We start from the raw sequence: 17,147 nt of genomic DNA, 5'->3' as shown, positions 1-17,147 counted from the left end.
AGAGGCACAGGCCTCTTAACGATTTAGAAGCGGTAGGTTGCACCTACGCCGAAACCGTTCGCGCTGTTGTCATATTGGGCGTTGTAAGTTTGGCCAAGGGCATTGCTGCGGTTGACGTTGACTTTCTCTTCTTTGAGGTAGGAGTAGGCAACGTCGATGGTCAGGTCTTCGGTTGGGCTCCAGCCGGCACCCAGGCTGAAGATGGTCCGGTCGCCGGTAGGAATGCGTGGTGAACGGTCAGTGTTGTTGGTTGGCGCCTGGTCAAAGGTCAGGCCAGTACGCAAGACCCACTGTTTGTTCAACTGGTAGGACGTACCGATGGCGTAAGCCCAGGTGTCATGCCAGTTCTGCTCTTCCTGGATGCTGCCCAGTTTCAGCGTCGGGGCCAGTGCGCCACCTGTTGCAGCAGTGACACCCTCGTTGTTGACGGTGATGTCTTTCAGGCGGCTCCAGCGGGTCCAGGTGGCACCGGCATAGAGTTTCCAGGCATCGTTCAGTTCCTGGGTGACCGAGAGGTCGTAGGACTCTGGAGTGTCGATTTTCAGGGAGGCGTCGTAGCGGTTGCTTTTCAGGATGCCTGGGTTGGTGCCGGCACCGGCGGTGACATCAGTGTGGCCTTCCAGTTTGTATTTCACTTTCGAGTGGTAGGTCAGGCCCACGCGGGTGGTGTCGGTAGCCTGGACCAGCACGCCGATGTTGTAGCCATAACCAACGTCGTCACCCTTGATTTTGACTTTGCCATCATTGGGCGAAAAAGGGGTAGTCAAGGCTGATTCCAATACACCGGAAATACGGTTGATGGTCGGGCCAAAACCGATCGAAACCTTATCGTTGAAGGCGTAGCTTACGGTTGGCTGGAACGTTACGACCTTGACTTCGCTTTTGCTGCCGAAGTTACGTCCCTGGAAGCTGCTTTCATAGTCGGTGACCAAACCAAATGGAGCATAGACCCCCAGGCCGAACGCCCATTGGTCATCGATTGGTTTGACGTAGAAGCCCATAGGCACGGCAGTTAAGGGCACCATATCGCCCTTGTTGGTGCCCTGGCGGCTGCCACTGGTGTTCCTGAGGTCGGTGGACGCATCGATAGCCGCCATACCGCCAGTGACTTGCTGGCGTTTCAGGCGCGACATACCGGCAGGGTTACCAAATACAGTACTTGCATCATCGGCAGCGGAAGAGCGGCCAGCAAAGCCAGTACCCATGCCGCTGATGCTTTGTTCGTTAAGAGCAAAACCGCTGGCGAAGAGTTGGGTAGAGGCAAGTGCAGCCGCGAGACTGATGGTGGATTTGAGCATGAATTTTTTCATTATTAGAACTCCTGATGATCACCGAGGCGAAAACTACCAACATTTCGGCTACGGCGCTATAGGCTGTAACAGTTGATTTAGAGCGGTTTTGTAGGACAATCCGACCAGAATCGGGGTTTTTCTCCGATTTTGTAAAGGTCAGTGTCAGCAGGCGAGCTGGCTCAACGGTGAAACGCAGGTTTGCCAGGCGCAGGCGAAATCTCTCAAACGTCCTTGTGGTTGAAAGGTCTTCCTCCAGATACGGGCCATGCCGAGCAGATCGTCGGCTGCGGGGAGTGGAGTGTGCTGTTGTTCCACCAGCAACCAGGCGATGGCGGTGGCATAACGCAGATTGACGGTCAGTTCCAGGTGCGGTCCGGCGAGGAACGCATGTTGGCTGGCCAGTCCTCTCACCAGGCTGGCCCGTTCCGGGTCCAGCGCCAGGTAGTGATCCCAGAGGTCTTGGTGGCGCACTTCAGTGATGCGGTACAGGCCGTGGCCGCGGCGATCGTGCAGTGCCGAGCCCAGCGCCGACTGACTGGCGGCAATGCCCAGCAACAAGGCTTCAGCGGTTTTGCTATGACTGCCCAGGTACATCAGCGTCGGGCGAATGACATAGCGGCACAACTCGCTGGCGGCGATACCCATAATGCCCTCGAGGGGGGGGAGGTGGCCGGCGAAACCCGAAGGTGCTTGGCAGCAATGAAAGGATCAGGTTTGCCGGAAGCGGCGCGGGCCGCCTGACTTGAAGTGTAGTGTCATATCTATGTTGTAAAGGCCTGTTTTTAAAACATTTCCGAGCTCTTGTTATAAGCCTTATACCTATTGGTACTTTGGTTGGAGGAGTGGATTGGTAAATCACAGGCAATAAAAAGCCCCGCGATCAGGCGAGGCTCTTGGGTTTTCAGCACTCTGGCGTATCAGGCCACCAAGGCCTGGCGTGTACGCTCGATCACTGCCTGCAGCGGTTCGGCGCTGGAGTATTGATCGGGATACAGGCGTTCGCTGTGACGGGCGATGCCGTGTTCATTGACCAGGGTGAAGCTGAAGCAGCCTTTGCGAGTGGCCATGATCAGGCAGTTCAACGGCGCAAAAGCGTGGGTTAGGGTGCGAATGGCATCCTGAGTCTGGATTTGAGTAGACATAATTATTAGGTGTTCCTACAAATGACACGGTTAAGAACCGTGCAACGTTAAAACGTTCCAGTAACGTCGACCACTATTGGTCAGACGAAGAACCCGACTGGAACAAAGCAGCCAGTTGCAGCGCTTTAATAAGGTTGCGCTAGGGGCTGGCAGGTAGGTACTTAGGAGGGCAGGCAACACAGCAAGGGCAAAGGTTCTGGGCCCAGGGTGGAGATCCTGATCAATTTGCAGGTTGGTTCGGTCAGAGTAAGTAACTTGGGCACGGCCTTTGATTTCGTTTCAAGGGCTGTGTCAGTTTGAGAATTACCTGGAAACCAGCGAGGTGGTCGGTCCTTGATGTTCGACGTTGTTCTCGTTAGGAGAGGTGTCGGCGGGACTTGTTCGACCAGAATTGACTTTCAGCTTGGTACTAACGGGGCGGAGTCTATCGGGTTGAAGGTGGGAATGCAAGTGTGCTAGGAAAAATGTTCCTTGGGCAACGACGTCACGGGGTGACGATTGTGTCACCTCCGACACGGCGGGGTGTACGAAAGTGGTGCATTGCCGACGTCAATTTCCGCCCAGTTGTGCACACTTGTTGTGCCACATGTCACCGGGTTGTCACCTTCCCCAAGGCTTGCTCCATAGCCTGTCTCGAGAATTTAAGTCAATGATAAACATCGTCTTTTTTTACTGGTGAAAAAATCGTCAGTTTGACTGCAGAGCCCGTCTCATGGGGCTTTGAGAGGGTTGTAGAGGGGTTGTCCACTGACTTATCCACAGCTTCTGTGGATTGTCCCAAGCGCTTGCTCTAGGACGGGCGTGCTGGCTCTTTTTTGACTTTACCCGAGCGAAAAAAGGAGTAGAGTGGCGCGCCTTCCGATCTGCCCCACAGTGCTTTATGAAGTTTCGCTCAGTATCACCTTCTGTTACCGCCCTCCCTGACAGTGTTACCGAACCCAAGCGTTTCTCCTTGCGTGTGGCTTTGTGGTTGCTGGACAGCCCGCGCCTGGGACACAACCCTAACGTCAAGCACTTTGCCGGACGTTTACTCAAGCAGCCGGCCCGGGAAGGCGTGGTCGCGGCGCAAAGTCGCCTGGGTCAGTTGATGTGCCGCGAGTGTGGCAACGCCCGGGACCGCCGTATCGGTCACGACCTGTTGCGCCAGGCAGCCCGCGCCGGTGACCGTCGTGCTCAACTGGAGCTGGGCCGTATCGAAGACTGAGGCTGTCCAACGCCCGGTGGCTTGGTTAACCTTCGTTCCTTATTTCGCTGACAGGAATTGCTATGGCTATGGACTTGACCAGCCTGCTGCTCGGCCTGGCGGGAGCGGCGCTGCCGTTACTGGTGCTGGCCTGGCAACTGCAGCGTCGCGCCAGTTCCAGCCAGTCCGAGCTATCACTGCTGGAAGAGCGTCTGGCTACGGCCCTATTGGCCCAGGAAGGACTCATGGCACAGCTGGATGCCAGTCGTGATGAAGTCAGTGACCTGAGTCAGGCCAATGCTTTGAAGCAGGCGGACCTGGCGGCTGTGCGTCGAGAGGTCGAGTTGCTGCAGATTGAACGGGACAACGCCCGTGACGCTGCTCACGCCTGGAACCTGGAGCGTGCTGCCAAAGAGAACGAGTTGCGACGTCTGGATGCCCAGGCTGCCTCGTTGCAGGCTGAGCTACGAGAGCAGCAGGAAAGCCACCAGCAGCGCCTTACCGATCTGCAAGGGTCCAGGGACGAGCTTCGGGCCCAGTTCGCCGAGCTGGCGGGCAAGATCTTCGATGAGCGCGAACAGCGTTTCGCCGAGACCAGCCAGCAGCGACTTGGGCAGTTGCTGGACCCGCTCAAGGAACGCATCCAGTCGTTCGAAAAAAGGGTCGAAGAGAGTTATCAGGCCGAGGCCCGCGAGCGTTTTTCCCTGGCCAAGGAGCTGGAGCGTTTGCAGCAACTGAATCTGCGCTTGAGTGATGAAGCCACTAACCTGACCCGCGCCCTCAAGGGGCAGAAGACCCAGGGCAATTGGGGGGAGCTGATTCTTGAGCGGGTGCTGGAGCACGCAGGCCTGGAGAAGGGACGCGAATACCAGACCCAGGTCAGCCTCAAAGGGCCGGACGGTGAGCGCTTCCAGCCCGATGTTCTGATCATGCTGCCGGGTGACAAGCAGGTGGTGGTGGACTCCAAGGTCAGCCTCACGGCCTACCAGCAGTATGTCGGAAGCGACGATCCACAGATTGCCCAGGCGGCCCTGAAGCAACATGTGCTGTCCCTGCGCAATCACGTCAAAGGCTTGGCCGGCAAGGATTACAAACGTCTGGAAGGTTTGCACAGCCTCGACTTCGTACTGCTGTTCGTGCCCATCGAAGCCGCATTCTCGGCAGCCCTGCAAGCCGAGCCCAACCTGTTTCAGGAAGCGTTCGACCGGCATATCGTCATTGTCAGCCCAACCACCTTGCTCGCTACTTTGCGGGTAATCGACAGCCTGTGGAAGCAGGAGCGCCAGAGTCAGAATGCCCGTGAAATCGCCGAACGGGCGGGCTGGCTCTATGACAAGTTCGTGCTGTTTATCCAGGATCTGGATGAAGTCGGCAACCGCCTGCAGCAACTGGACAAGGCATATGCCGCCGCGCGCAACAAGCTCACCGAAGGTCGGGGCAATCTGGTCAGCCGCAGTGAGCAGCTCAAGTTGCTGGGGGCCCGGGCCAGCAAGAGTTTGCCGGCAGATTTGCTGGAGCGGGCCATGACCGATGCCGACGGGCGAGAGTTGGAGTTGCCGGAGTAGCCCGGCACTGGCTCAGCCCAGAGGCAGATGACGACTCAATAGGGCGCGCAAGGCTGCCGGTTTTACGGGCTTGGCCAGATAGTCCAACCCTGCCGCGTGCACCTGGGCGATCATCTCCGGACGCCCATCAGCACTGATCACCACGCCAGGCACCGGCTCCCCCAACTGAGTGCGTAGCCAGGCCATGACGTCGGTGCCGGTTTCGCCATCGTCCAGGTGGTAGTCCACCAGCGCCAATTGCGGGCGGATGCCTTCCTTGAGCAGCGCCGCGCACTCTTCGCGGTTCCGGGCAGTCCAGACTTGGCAACCCCAGCGTGTCAGCAGGCTGTTCATGCCGATCAGGATGCTGTCTTCATTGTCTACACAGAGCACCTGCCCGCCGTTGAGGGACTGCCCGTTGAGTTCCACCGCTTTGCCCGGCGCGACCACGCTACTGCGGGCCAAGGGAACGTTGACACTGAAAACGCTGCCCTTGCCGGGCCAGGAGCGTACCTGCAACGGATGGCCAAGGACCCGGCACAGGCCGTCGGCGATGGCCAGGCCCAGTCCCAGGCCTTTTTCGGCGCGGGTCTGGTGGCTGTCCAGGCGCTTGAACTCTTCGAAGATCACCTGCTGCTTGTCCCGGGGGATGCCCGGGCCCCGATCCCAGACTTCAAGGCTCAATGAGTCGCCCCGACGACGCACTCCCAGCAAGACCGGGCCCTTGGCATAGCGGAAGGCGTTAGTCAGGAAATTCTGCAGTACCCGCCGCAGTAACTTGCTGTCACTGTCGACCCGCAGACGGCTGCCGCGCACCCGGAATTGCAGGCCCTGCTCATGGGCCAGGGCCTTGAATTCCGCCCCCAGGGTGTCGAATAGCTCGTTGAGGGCAAAGGGTTTGCGATCAGGGGTGATCTTGCCGTTTTCCAGGCGCGAGATATCCAGCAGGTCGCTGATCAGGTCTTCGGCAGAGCGCAGTGAGCTGTCCAAGTGCTGCACCAGCTGCTGGGCTTCGACAGAGAGTCCGTCATTCTGGTGTGAAAGGGCGGCGGAGAACAGCCGTGCAGCGTTCAGGGGTTGCATCAGGTCGTGACTGACGGCCGCTAGAAAGCGCGTCTTGGATTGGTTGGCCGCTTCCGCCGTGCCCTTGGCTTCGGTCAGCGCAGCATTGAGTTGCGACAGTTCATGGGTGCGTTCCGCCACCCGTTGTTCCAGGCCCTCGTTGGCCTCGGTCAGGGCCTGCTCGGCTTCGCGGAACGGGGTGATGTCGGTGAAGCTCATGACGAAGCCGCCACCGGGCATCGGGTTGCCGATCAGTTCGATGACCCGGCCGTTGGGGAACAGCCGCTCGGAAGTATGGGCTCGTCCCTGGCGCATCCAGTGCAGGCGTCGGGCGACGTGGACCTCCGCTTCGCCGGGGCCGCACAGGCCGCGCTCGGCGTTGTGGCGAATGATGTCGGCAATCGGCCGGCCAACGCTGATCAGGCCTTCGGGGTAATTGAACAGCTCCAGATAACGACGGTTCCAGGCCACCAGTTTCAACGACTGGTCCACCACACTGATGCCCTGGGTGATGTTTTCGATTGCGCCTTGCAGCAGTGCGCGGTTGAACTGCAGCACTTCAGAGGCTTCGTCAGCGATGCGCACCACGTCTTCGAGTTGCATCTCCCGGCCTTCGATAGCGGCCTTGACCACGGCGCGGGTCGAGGAGGCGCCAAGGACACCGGCGAGCAGGCGTTCGGTATGGGCGATCCATTCGCCGTCGGCGTTCTGATTCGGGTTGAAGCCTTTGCCCTGACGATAGGCGAAGCGGATGAAACTCTGGCGGGCACGCTCTTCACCGACAAAGCGCGCGGCCAGTTTCAGCAGGTCGTCGATCTGCACTGCCAGCATCGAACGTGAGCTGAGGCGACCGCTGATTTCCTGGCCGATGAAGCGTCCGGCCTGCCAGTGTTCGGAAACCCGGGTGCGCGACAGCACCGAGACCCAGGCGAACAGGGTGAAGTTGCCGGCCAGTGACAGCACCACGCCCTGGGTCAGTGGTGTGATGGGCAGGTCCAGCGGATTGCCGTGCAGCCAGGCCAGGCCGGGGAAGCTGCTCAGGGACCAGCCCAGGCTGTGGGCAGCGATGGGCAGGACCAGGGTGTAAAACCAGATGAAGGTGCCGGCGGCGAGTCCGGCAAACACCCCTCGACGGTTGGCCTGTTTCCAGTACAGCGCGCCAAGCATGGCCGGCGCCAGTTGAGTCACGGCGGCGAATGCAATCTGGCCGATGGTGGCCAGGCTGGCGGTGGAGCCCAGCAGGCGATAGCTGACATAGGCCAGCAACAGGATGACCACGATGCTGACGCGGCGCACCGAAAGCATCCAGTGACGGAACACTTCGAAGGGGCGTTCGGCGTTTTTATGTCGCAGCAACCAGGGCAGCAACATGTCGTTGGAGACCATGGTCGACAGTGCCACGCTGGCCACGATCACCATGCCGGTGGCGGCCGAAGCGCCGCCGATGAATGCCAGCAGGGCCAGGGCGGGATGGGCCTGGGCCAGGGGCAGGCTGATGACGAAGGAGTCCGGCAGCACGCTGCTGGGCAGGAGCATCTGCCCGGCCAGTGCGATGGGCACCACGAATAGCGCAGCCAGGGCCAGGTAGGCGGGGAACACCCATTTGGCCAGGCGCAGGTCCTGGGGCTCGATGTTCTCGACCACGGTGACGTGGAATTGCCGCGGCAGGCAGATGATCGCCATCATCGCCACCCCGGTCTGCACCACCATCGACGGCCAGTTGATGGTTTCCTTCCAGTACTGCTCCAGACGGGGCGCGAGCATGGCCTGGTTGAACAGATCGTCGAAACCGTCATAGAGGCCGAACGTGACGAAGGCGCCGACGGCCAGGAAGGCAAACAGCTTGACCAGGGATTCGAAGGCAATCGCCAGCACCATGCCCCGGTGGTGCTCGGTGGCGTCGAGGTTGCGGGTGCCGAAGACAATGGTGAATAGCGCCAGGATCAGCGACACGATCAGTGCCGTGTCCTGGGCGCGGGTACCCATGGCGTCGGCTCCGGCGCCGATCAGCAGGTTCACACCGAGCACGATGCCCTTGAGTTGCAGGGCGATGTAGGGCAGCACTCCCACCAGACAGATCAGGGCTACGACCACCGCCAGGGATTGGGACTTGCCGTAGCGGGCGGCAATGAAGTCGGCAATGGAGGTGATGTTCTCCTGCTTGCTGATCATCACCATCTTCTGCAGCACCCAGGGGGCGAACACCAGCAGCAGGATGGGGCCCAGATAGATCGGCAGGAAAGCCCAGAGTTGTTCGGCCGCCTGGCCCACGGCGCCAAAGAAGGTCCAGCTGGTGCAATAGACGGCCAGCGACAGGCTGTACACCCAGGCTCGTACCCGCGGCGGAAGGGGCGCGCTGCGACGGTCGCCATAGAAGGCGATGGCAAACATGATGGCCATATAGGCCAGGGCAACGGCGGCAATCAGCCCGCTGGACAACGACATGGAAACTCCGAAGCAAAGACGCCGGGCACGTCAGCCCGGCCAGACAGTCTGGCACGATGTTGAGTTGACGTCAGTGTCGACCAAGGTATCAGCGTGGCCTGATGTCGCAGGGCCTGACGGTCGTTCGGGCGGGCTAGGGTTGCAGGGCAAGCTCGATCATTTCATGGAGTTCCGACACCGGTAGCGGCGTGGCGGAGAACAGGATGCGAAACACGGTCGGCGCCACGATCAGGTTCAGCAGGCGATCGACGTCCGGCAGGCGTTCTTCACTGTCCTGATAGCGTTCGAGGAGGGTCTGCAATTGAGCGCTGAGGATAGTCACGCAATAGCCTGGAGTCGCGCTGCATTGCACGTCGCGCATCATGTTGCGTCCTGGCTCCGAACTCATTTCATCCAGGTACTGCTCGGCCCAGGCTCGCAGGTCGCCCCGCAGGCTGCCGGTGTTGGCCGGTTCGCTGTCCGGACGCATGCGTGCCAGTGCAACATCGGCCAGCAGGGCTGACAGGTCGCCCCAGCGTCGGTAGATGGTCGAGGGGGTGACGCCGGCGCGAGTGGCGATCTGCGGCACGGTCAAGGACGAGCGGTCCTGCTCCTCAAGGAGCTGGCGGACTGCCGTATGGATGGATTCCTGAACCCGGGCGCTACGGCCGCCTGGGCGTAAAGCTTCTTTAATAGCCATGGGAACGAACCTTAACACAAAGAATTTGCTTTAAGCCCGGGGCGGTAGCACGCTGCGCAAAAGCAAAATATTAGCTTTAGTGGGGCGTGCTATGTCCGGTGCTATCGACACCTGTGTGTCCAACCGTCGCAGTTTGGTGTTTCTGGCCATTACCTTGCTCAGTTTTCTGGCGGCCTCCAGCGTGCCGACACCGCTTTATCACCTTTACCAGGAAACCCTGCATTTTTCTCCGGCGATGCTGACCTTGGTATTCGGGGTCTATGCCCTGAGCCTGCTGGCCGCCCTGCTGACGGTGGGGTCTCTGTCGGACTACCTGGGGCGGCGGCCGGTGATCTTTGCCGCCTTGCTCCTCAATGTCCTGGCGATGCTGCTGTTTATCAATGAAAGCGGGGTGCAGTGGCTGATTGCTGCACGGGTGATGCAGGGCTTTGCCACTGGCATGGCTACCAGCGTACTCGGCGCCGCGTTGCTGGATACCGATCGCCAGCAAGGCCCATTGGTCAATAGTGTTGCGCCCCTTCTGGGCATGGCGTGCGGCGCCATGGGCGCCAGCTTGCTGGTGGAGTTCGCGCCGTTGCCGCTACAGCTCAGTTACTGGTTGCTGTTGGGGGTGTTCGTGGTCCAGGCCCTGTATGTCTGGCGCTTGCCGGAAAGTGTCAGTCCGCAACCTGGCGCCTGGGCCTCGTTGCGGCCCACATTGCATGTACCGCTGCAAGCGCGGCGAGCGTTATGGCTGGCGTTACCGGTGGATGTGGCGGTATGGGCTGTGGGCGGCTTTTATCTGTCCTTGGCCCCGTCACTGGTGCGCGCCGCTACCGGGTCAACCTCGAACTTGACCGGCGGCGCTCTGGTGGCGGTGCTGACCCTCAGTGGTGCAGTGATGATCTTTTCTCTGCGCCAGCGACCGGCGGACAAGGTCCTGCGCCTGGGGGCCGGGTTGTTGGCGGTGGGGGTGATGCTGATCCTCGGCGCAGTGCACAGTGCCAGCCTGATGCTGTTCTTCCTTGGCACCCTGGTGCTGGGCAGCGGTTTCGGCGGCGGATTTCTTGGCGCGCTGCGCAGCGTAATGCCCCTGGCCTTGCCCCATGAGCGCGCGGGCCTGATGTCGGCGTTTTATGTCCTGAGTTATCTGGCGTTCTGCCTGCCGGCATTGCTGGCGGGCAACCTGACCCGCAGCTTCGGCCTGATTGCGACTACCGATGGCTATGGGGCCGTGCTGATCCTGCTATCCCTCGGCGCTCTTCTGGTACTGCTGCGTCGCCCGGTGCCGACATGTTGCACAGCACCTGGGAATTGAGCGTGTGGCTCATCCACTGAAAGAACATCCTGGGTACTGATGATCGAGTTTGAAGGCAGCGCCTCGGACTTAATATCTATCCAGTAGATAACAGATAGAGAAATTACCCGTTATATAGATATTCGATTAGGTTCTACCATGGGCTCCACCTCATCAGAGGACAGGAGACACGTCATGCCATGCACCCACAGCGTCAAAGCCGGCCGCCGGCCCTTGAGTCATCTGCAACACCCCCGTGAAGCCATTCGCCAATTCACCCCCAACTGGTTTGCCGCCACCATGGGCACTGGGGTTCTGGCCCTGGCGCTGGCCCAGTGGCCGGCCCAGGTTCCAGGCCTGCATCAGGTAGCCGAAGGATTCTGGTGGCTGACCATTGCCCTGTTCGTGCTCTTCACGGTGATGTATGCCGCCCGTTGGGTGCTGTTCTTCGATGAGGCGCAGCGAATCTTCGGTCATTCAACTGTCTCGATGTTCTTCGGCACCATTCCCATGGGGCTGGCAACCATCATCAACGGCTTGCTGCTGTTCGGCATTCCCCGCTGGGGTGAGGCGGTGGTGCATCTGGCGCAAGTGTTGTGGTGGCTGGACGTTGCCATGTCCCTGGCTTGCGGGGTGTTGATCCCCTACATGATGTTCACCCGGCAGGAGCACAGCATCGATCAGATGACCGCCGTCTGGTTGCTGCCGGTGGTGGCGGCTGAAGTGGCGGCGGCCAGCGGCGGCTTGCTGGCGCCGCATCTGGCGGATGCTCACGCCCAACTGGTGATGCTCAGTACCAGCTATGTGTTGTGGGCTTTTTCGCTGCCGGTGGCTTTCAGCATCCTGACTATCCTGCTGCTGCGCATGGCCTTGCACAAATTGCCCCACGAAAGCATGGCGGCCTCGAGCTGGCTGGCCCTGGGCCCGATCGGTACCGGCGCCCTGGGCATGCTGGTGCTGGGGGGCGATGCACCGGCGATCTTTGCCGCCAATGGCCTGTCCGGCGTCGGCGAGATTGCCGCCGGCCTGGGGCTGGTGGCGGGCCTGACCCTATGGGGCTTCGGCCTGTGGTGGATGTTGATGGCGGTGCTGATCACCCGGCGTTACTTGCGCGAGGGCATTCCCTTCAACCTCGGCTGGTGGGGCTTTACCTTCCCGCTGGGTGTGTATTCGCTGGCCACCTTGAAGCTGGGTAGCACTTTGCACCTGGGATTCTTCAGCGTATTTGGTGCGGTGTTGGTAGCGGCCCTGGCGTTGATGTGGCTGATCGTGGCCAGGCGTACGGTCCAGGGGGCCTATAAAGGAGAGCTGTTTGTTTCGCCGTGCATTGCGGGCTTACGGAAATAATCGCCAAAGATAGGTAAGGTTGTGGCCTGGATCGATATTCGACATTCCAATAACAGTATCCACGCCACTCAGGGACATGGAAGATGAGTCACCCTTCGCAGTTCACTTTGCTCCGCAAGCGGCGGTTCCTGCCGTTCTTCATCACGCAATCCCTCGGCGCCTTCAACGACAACATCTTCAAGCAGTCGTTGATCCTGGCCATTCTCTACAAGCTGAGCATCGAGGGTGACCGCTCGATCTGGGTCAACCTCTGTGCCTTGCTGTTCATCCTGCCGTTCTTTCTGTTCTCGGCCCTGGCCGGGCAGTTCGGTGAGAAGTTCGCCAAGGATGCGCTGATTCGCCTGATCAAGCTGGGGGAGATCGCGATCATGGCCGTGGGAGCGGTGGGCTTCGTCTTCGACCATCTCTGGCTGATGCTGGTGGCGCTATTTGCCATGGGTACCCATTCGGCGCTGTTCGGCCCGGTGAAATATTCGATCCTGCCCCAGGCCCTGCGTGAAGAGGAACTGGTGGGCGGCAATGGCCTGGTGGAAATGGGGACTTTCCTGGCGATTCTGGCCGGGACCATCGGCGCGGGGATCATGATGTCCTCGGCTCATTACGCCTCTATTGTCTCGGTTGCCATCCTGGGCGTCGCGGTGTCGGGGTACCTGGCAAGTCGGGCCATTCCACGGGCGGCTGCTGCAACCCCGGACATGCGCCTGAACTGGAACATCTTCAGTCAGTCCTGGGCCACCTTGCGTCTGGGCTTGGGGCAGACACCGGCGGTGTCGCGGTCGATTGTCGGCAACTCCTGGTTCTGGTTTGTCGGGGCAATCTACCTGACTCAGATTCCCGCCTATGCCAAGGAGTGGATGCACGGCGACGAGACGGTGGTGACCCTGATCCTCACTGTGTTCTCGGTGGGTATCGCGGTGGGCTCGATGCTGTGCGAGAAGCTTTCGGGGCGCAAGGTTGAGATCGGCCTGGTGCCGTTTGGCTCCTTTGGCCTGACGGTATTCGGCCTGCTGCTGTGGTGGCATTCCGGTGGTATCCCGGAGAGTGTCAATGGTCATGGCTGGCTTGAAGTGCTGGGCTTCGGGCATGCCTGGTGGGTGTTGTTCGACGTGCTGGGGCTGGGGGTATTCGGTGGCTTCTATATAGTGCCGCTGTATGCGCTGATCCAGTCGCGTACTCCGGAGAATGAACGGGCCCGGGTAATTGCTGCCAACAATATTCTCAATGCGCTGTTCATGGTGGTGTCGGCGATTGTTTCTATCGTCATGCTGAGCATGGTCAAGCTGACCATTCCCCATCTGTTCCTAGTGGTGTCGCTGCTCAACATCGCGGTCAACGTCTATATCTTCAAAGTGGTGCCCGAGTTCAGCATGCGGTTCATGATCTGGCTGCTCAGCCATTCCATGTACCGCGTCGAGCATCGCAATCTGGAGCAGATCCCCGATGAAGGGGCGGCGTTGCTGGTGTGCAACCACGTGTCGTTCGTCGATGCCTTGTTGATTGGCGGCGCGGTGCGCCGGCCGATTCGCTTCGTGATGTACTACAAGATCTACAACCTGCCAGTGCTGAACTTTATCTTCCGCACCGCCGGTACCATTCCTATCGCTGCACGGCATGAAGATCTGGAAATCTACGAAAAGGCCTTTAAACGTATTGCCCAGTATCTGCGTGACGGTGAGTTGGTGTGCATTTTTCCCGAGGGCAAGCTGACTGCCGATGGTGAGATTAACGAGTTCAAGGGCGGCCTGACACGGATTCTCGAAGAGACCCCGGTGCCGGTGATTCCCCTGGCACTGCAGGGCTTGTGGGGCAGCTTCTTCAGTCGCGACCCGAACAAAGGGTTCTTCCATCGCTTCTGGTCACGAGTGACTTTGGTGGCCGGGCCAGTCGTAAGCGTGGAGGCCACCGAACCCGCGCAGTTGCAGGCGCTGGTGGGGCAGTTGCGCGGCAGTCGTCGCTAGGATTGCAGTGAACACAAAAACGCCCGCAGCATTGCGGGCGTTTTCATTACTGTGCGGCGGCGGTCAGCTGGCGCTGACTTTCAAGCCCACCAGGCCGGCGATGATCAGCGCCACGCTGGCCAGGCGCACCAAGGCCATGGATTCGCCGAACAGGATGATCCCTGCGATCACCGTGCCAATGGCACCGACCCCGGTCCAGATGGCGTAGGCCGTGCCCAGGGGCAGCTCCTTCATGGCCAGACCGAGTAGGCCCAGGCTGATGGCCATGGCGAGGATGGTCAGGGCGGTGGGCAGCGGACGGCTGAAACCGTCGGTGTACTTCAGGCCGACAGCCCAGCCCACTTCAAACAAACCGGCAAACAACAAAATGATCCAGGACATGCTGACCTCATCGGTTGATGGGGTCGTCCCCACAAATAAGTCACTCGATTGAGTCGCGAGGTCGTCCTCGCGCTGCGCAGTATACTGCTCAGTGCGGCTCGGTCGATCAGTTTTCAGCTCGGTTGCCGACTCGTTGTGTTTCCAGTTTTTGCTCGCTTTTGTCCCTCATGCCGCGGAAGTAAGCCGAGAGCAAGGCCCCGGAGATGTTATGCCAGACGCTGAACAGGGCGCTGGGTACTGCCGCCAGTGGAGAGAAGTGGGCGCTGGCCAGGGCGGCCCCCAGGCCGGAGTTCTGCATGCCGACTTCCAGGGCCAGGGATTTGCGTTGTGCCAGTGGCAGCTTGAAGAGTCGGCCGGTGAAATAGCCCAACAGGTAGCCGAAGCTGTTGTGCAGCATCACCACCGCCATGATCAGCAGTCCGGACTCGGCGATTTTTGCCTGGCTGGCCGCCACCACGGCGGTGACGATGATGACGATGCTCACCACCGAAACCAGCGGCAGTACCTCCACTGCATGTTGTACTCGATGGCCCAGCACGCGCTGGGCCAGCACGCCCAGCACGATCGGCAGCAGCACTACTTGCAGGATCGACCAGAACAGTTCCATGAAAGACACCGGCAGCCAGGCCGAAGCCAGCAGCCAGATCAACGCAGGGGTCAAGAGTGGCGCGAGCAGGGTGGTGACTGCAGCAATGGCCACCGACAGGGCGAGGTCGCCCCGGGCCAGCCAGGTCATGACGTTGGACGAGGTGCCGCTGGGGCAGCAACCCACGAGAATCACGCCGACGGCAATTTCCGGCGGCAGATGGAAGGCCTGGCAGAGTAGCCAGGCCACCCCGGGCATGATCACGAAGTGCGCGACCACTCCCAGTGCGACGCGCCAAGGATGACGGGCCACTTCGGCGAAGTCTTCGAGTTTCAGGGTCAGGCCCATGCCGAACATCACCAGGCCCAGCAGCGGCACGATGGCGCCCTTGAGGCCGATGAACCAACCGGGTTGGAAAAATGCCAGGACGGCGAAGATCAGTACCCAGTAGGCGAAGGTGTTGCCGACAAAGCGGCTCAGTGCAGCCAGTGCTCGCATGACCTGTTCCTTATTATGTGAAAACGCCACCGAAGGCGGTGGCGTCTATAGCGGGGCGGCTATTGGAGCAAGGCGTCAGATGCCTTGCGGAATCTCCTCGCCACCCAGGGCCTCGAACAGCGCCGGCAGGAAGTCGCCGAAAGTCAGCATCATCAGGGTGAAGCTGGCGTCCTGCTGGCCGAGGGCTTCATCGCCGCCGTCCTGTTCCGCCTGATCCTGCAGCAGGTCTTCGAACTTCAGGCGCTTGACCACCATCTTGTCGTCGAGCATGAAGGACAGTTTGTCCTGCCAGGCCAGGGACAGTTGGGTGACCACCTTGCCGGTGCTCAGGTGCAGCTGGATTTCCTCGCCGGTCAGGTCCTGGCGCTTGCAGCGCACGATGCCGCCGTCTTCATGGGTATCGCGCAGTTCGCACTCATCAAGGACGAAGAAATCGTCGGCGGCTTTCTGGGTCTTGACCCAGTCGGTCATGATCGCGCTCGGAGCAATCTTCACGGTCAGTGGACGTACTGGCAGGGTGCCGAGGACTTCACGCAGAGTGGAGAGCAGGTCTTCGGCGCGCTTGGGGCTGGCCGAGTTGACCAGAATCAGCCCTTGTTTTGGGGCGATGGCGGCGAAGGTCGAGGAGCGGCGGATAAAGGCCCGGGGCAGGAACGCCTGGATGATTTCATCCTTGATCTGGTCGCGCTCCTTCTTATAGACCTTGCGCATCTGCTCGGCTTCGATCTCTTCGACCTTTTCCTTCACCGCATCGCGCACCACGCTGCCAGGCAGGATGCGTTCTTCTTTGCGCGCTGCCACCAGCATGAAGTCCTGGCTGACGTGCACCAGCGGGGCGTCTTCACCTTTGCCGAAAGGGGCGACGAAACCGTAAGTGGTCAACTCCTGGCTTGCACAGGGGCGCGCCAGTTTGGTCGCCAGTGCAGTTTCCAGCGCCTCAGCATCAAAAGGCAGATCTTGGGTCAGGCGATAGATCAGCAGGTTTTTGAACCACATGGGGTGAATCTCTCCTTTATACAAAGGAGGGCATTATTCTCTTCGCTGCTGCTCAGGCCAACCCTTCGCTAAGCCTTTGGAAGGCCTGAAAAAATTATTATAAAAAGTGCTTGCCAGAGTGGGGGCTGCTCCGTAGAATGCGCGCCACACCGAACGTGAAGGGTGATTAGCTCAGCTGGGAGAGCGTCTGCCTTACAAGCAGAATGTCGGCGGTTCGATCCCGTCATCACCCACCATTCGCATTCAGTGTTACGCGCAGCGGTAGTTCAGTCGGTTAGAATACCGGCCTGTCACGCCGGGGGTCGCGGGTTCGAGTCCCGTCCGCTGCGCCATATTCGGTAATCTGGAACACTGAACGCCAGGTCACCACAGAAAGCCCGCTAGCGCGGGCTTTTTGCTGTAAAGAGTTTGTGGGTAGTGCGGCATTTCATGGGAATTCAGATTTTTTTGATAAAATTATCAATTAAATCAACACTTTAAGAATTTTTGTGGCATAATGCGCCCCGCAACGAAGGTAAAGGGTGATTAGCTCAGCTGGGAGAGCGTCTGCCTTACAAGCAGAATGTCGGCGGTTCGATCCCGTCATCACCCACCACTTACTTTCAACGCTACGCGCAGCGGTAGTTCAGTCGGTTAGAATACCGGCCTGTCACGCCGGGGGTCGCGGGTTCGAGTCCCGTCCGCTGCGCCATATTCGATAACCTGGAACACTGAACGCCAGGTCATCACGGAAAGCCCGCTAACGCGGGCTTTTTGCT

The 17,147-nt window shown here is 59.9% G+C and carries 13 protein-coding genes and 4 tRNA genes; 9 read left to right on the top strand and 8 right to left on the bottom strand.

Annotated elements, in window-relative coordinates:
- Positions 1-23 precede the first annotated feature (23 nt).
- The 3 genes from LOY69_RS21830 to LOY69_RS21820 all read right to left on the bottom strand — a co-directional run bounded on the left by LOY69_RS21830 (position 24) and on the right by LOY69_RS21820 (position 2,434).
- Complete coding sequence (locus LOY69_RS21830; RefSeq protein WP_265073584.1) at positions 24-1,310, bottom strand: OmpP1/FadL family transporter; 1,287 nt, start codon at positions 1,308-1,310, stop codon at positions 24-26.
- A gap of 144 nt (positions 1,311-1,454) precedes the next feature.
- Positions 1,455-1,937, bottom strand: coding sequence for a hypothetical protein (locus LOY69_RS21825; protein ID WP_102860764.1), 483 nt, complete (start codon positions 1,935-1,937; stop codon positions 1,455-1,457).
- A 272-nt stretch (positions 1,938-2,209) separates the two neighbouring features.
- Positions 2,210-2,434 carry a hypothetical protein gene (locus LOY69_RS21820; protein ID WP_025127035.1) on the bottom strand — a complete coding sequence of 75 codons (225 nt, stop codon included), beginning with the start codon at positions 2,432-2,434 and terminating at the stop codon, positions 2,210-2,212.
- Between the two features lie 880 nt (positions 2,435-3,314).
- On the opposite strand from LOY69_RS21820, the gene LOY69_RS21815 reads away from it, so the two are divergent.
- Entirely contained in the window at positions 3,315-3,638 is a 324-nt protein-coding gene (locus LOY69_RS21815) for a sel1 repeat family protein (protein ID WP_102880537.1), read from the top strand.
- Positions 3,639-3,814: 176 nt separating this feature from the next.
- Positions 3,815-5,182, top strand: coding sequence for a DNA recombination protein RmuC (rmuC, locus tag LOY69_RS21810; RefSeq protein ID WP_170001972.1), 1,368 nt, complete (start codon positions 3,815-3,817; stop codon positions 5,180-5,182).
- Between the two features lie 12 nt (positions 5,183-5,194).
- Here rmuC and LOY69_RS21805 read toward each other — a convergent pair whose 3' ends face one another.
- Positions 5,195-8,668 (bottom strand): PAS domain-containing hybrid sensor histidine kinase/response regulator, encoded by a 3,474-nt coding sequence (locus LOY69_RS21805; RefSeq protein ID WP_102860768.1) that lies wholly within the window; start codon positions 8,666-8,668, stop codon positions 5,195-5,197.
- Between the two features lie 133 nt (positions 8,669-8,801).
- Positions 8,802-9,347, bottom strand: coding sequence for a TetR/AcrR family transcriptional regulator (locus tag LOY69_RS21800; protein WP_102880535.1), 546 nt, complete (start codon positions 9,345-9,347; stop codon positions 8,802-8,804).
- A gap of 91 nt (positions 9,348-9,438) precedes the next feature.
- Between LOY69_RS21800 and LOY69_RS21795 the strand changes: the two genes are divergently transcribed.
- From LOY69_RS21795 to LOY69_RS21785, 3 genes are all read left to right on the top strand, one after another.
- Positions 9,439-10,644 carry an MFS transporter gene (locus LOY69_RS21795; protein ID WP_265073583.1) on the top strand — a complete coding sequence of 402 codons (1,206 nt, stop codon included), beginning with the start codon at positions 9,439-9,441 and terminating at the stop codon, positions 10,642-10,644.
- Positions 10,645-10,818: 174 nt separating this feature from the next.
- The gene (locus LOY69_RS21790) at positions 10,819-11,970 is read left to right on the top strand and encodes a TDT family transporter (RefSeq protein ID WP_265073582.1); all 1,152 of its coding nucleotides are present in this window, start codon (positions 10,819-10,821) and stop codon (positions 11,968-11,970) included.
- A gap of 83 nt (positions 11,971-12,053) precedes the next feature.
- On the top strand, positions 12,054-13,928 hold the full coding sequence (locus tag LOY69_RS21785) for an MFS transporter (protein WP_110594679.1): 1,875 nt from the start codon (positions 12,054-12,056) through the stop codon (positions 13,926-13,928).
- Positions 13,929-13,991: 63 nt separating this feature from the next.
- On the opposite strand, the gene sugE is transcribed toward LOY69_RS21785, so the two are convergent.
- From sugE to rdgC, 3 genes are all read right to left on the bottom strand, one after another.
- Positions 13,992-14,309, bottom strand: coding sequence for a quaternary ammonium compound efflux SMR transporter SugE (sugE, locus tag LOY69_RS21780; protein ID WP_016967450.1), 318 nt, complete (start codon positions 14,307-14,309; stop codon positions 13,992-13,994).
- A gap of 106 nt (positions 14,310-14,415) precedes the next feature.
- The gene (locus LOY69_RS21775) at positions 14,416-15,393 is read right to left on the bottom strand and encodes a bile acid:sodium symporter family protein (RefSeq protein ID WP_265073581.1); all 978 of its coding nucleotides are present in this window, start codon (positions 15,391-15,393) and stop codon (positions 14,416-14,418) included.
- Positions 15,394-15,468: 75 nt separating this feature from the next.
- Positions 15,469-16,389 (bottom strand): recombination-associated protein RdgC, encoded by a 921-nt coding sequence (gene rdgC, locus LOY69_RS21770; RefSeq protein WP_016967448.1) that lies wholly within the window; start codon positions 16,387-16,389, stop codon positions 15,469-15,471.
- 160 nt (positions 16,390-16,549) lie between these two features.
- On the opposite strand from rdgC, the gene LOY69_RS21765 reads away from it, so the two are divergent.
- From LOY69_RS21765 to LOY69_RS21750, 4 genes are all read left to right on the top strand, one after another.
- Positions 16,550-16,625, top strand: a tRNA-Val gene (locus LOY69_RS21765).
- 19 nt (positions 16,626-16,644) lie between these two features.
- Positions 16,645-16,721 (top strand) — tRNA-Asp (locus tag LOY69_RS21760).
- Positions 16,722-16,908: 187 nt separating this feature from the next.
- Positions 16,909-16,984, top strand: a tRNA-Val gene (locus LOY69_RS21755).
- A gap of 19 nt (positions 16,985-17,003) precedes the next feature.
- Positions 17,004-17,080: transfer RNA gene (locus tag LOY69_RS21750), tRNA-Asp, on the top strand.
- Positions 17,081-17,147: the final 67 nt, after the last annotated feature.

This window comes from Pseudomonas sp. B21-059, from assembly GCF_026016285.1.
GTDB classification, from domain to species: domain Bacteria; phylum Pseudomonadota; class Gammaproteobacteria; order Pseudomonadales; family Pseudomonadaceae; genus Aquipseudomonas; species Aquipseudomonas danubii.
The sequence above is the reverse complement of the archived record's forward strand: the minus strand, read 5'-3'. Positions and strand labels throughout refer to the sequence as shown.

What these genes read in the sequence shown, in the direction of transcription:
- rdgC (WP_016967448.1), bottom strand. Translation starts at nt 16,389, where the DNA reads ATGTGGTTCAAAAACCTGCTGATCTATCGCCTGACCCAAGATCTGCCT.
- LOY69_RS21815 (WP_102880537.1), top strand. Translation starts at nt 3,315, where the DNA reads ATGAAGTTTCGCTCAGTATCACCTTCTGTTACCGCCCTCCCTGACAGT.
- LOY69_RS21775 (WP_265073581.1), bottom strand. Translation starts at nt 15,393, where the DNA reads ATGCGAGCACTGGCTGCACTGAGCCGCTTTGTCGGCAACACCTTCGCC.
- LOY69_RS21805 (WP_102860768.1), bottom strand. Translation starts at nt 8,668, where the DNA reads ATGTCGTTGTCCAGCGGGCTGATTGCCGCCGTTGCCCTGGCCTATATG.
- LOY69_RS21790 (WP_265073582.1), top strand. Translation starts at nt 10,819, where the DNA reads ATGCCATGCACCCACAGCGTCAAAGCCGGCCGCCGGCCCTTGAGTCAT.
- sugE (WP_016967450.1), bottom strand. Translation starts at nt 14,309, where the DNA reads ATGTCCTGGATCATTTTGTTGTTTGCCGGTTTGTTTGAAGTGGGCTGG.
- LOY69_RS21795 (WP_265073583.1), top strand. Translation starts at nt 9,439, where the DNA reads ATGTCCGGTGCTATCGACACCTGTGTGTCCAACCGTCGCAGTTTGGTG.
- LOY69_RS21825 (WP_102860764.1), bottom strand. Translation starts at nt 1,937, where the DNA reads ATGGGTATCGCCGCCAGCGAGTTGTGCCGCTATGTCATTCGCCCGACG.
- LOY69_RS21820 (WP_025127035.1), bottom strand. Translation starts at nt 2,434, where the DNA reads ATGTCTACTCAAATCCAGACTCAGGATGCCATTCGCACCCTAACCCAC.
- LOY69_RS21830 (WP_265073584.1), bottom strand. Translation starts at nt 1,310, where the DNA reads ATGAAAAAATTCATGCTCAAATCCACCATCAGTCTCGCGGCTGCACTT.
- LOY69_RS21785 (WP_110594679.1), top strand. Translation starts at nt 12,054, where the DNA reads ATGAGTCACCCTTCGCAGTTCACTTTGCTCCGCAAGCGGCGGTTCCTG.
- LOY69_RS21800 (WP_102880535.1), bottom strand. Translation starts at nt 9,347, where the DNA reads ATGGCTATTAAAGAAGCTTTACGCCCAGGCGGCCGTAGCGCCCGGGTT.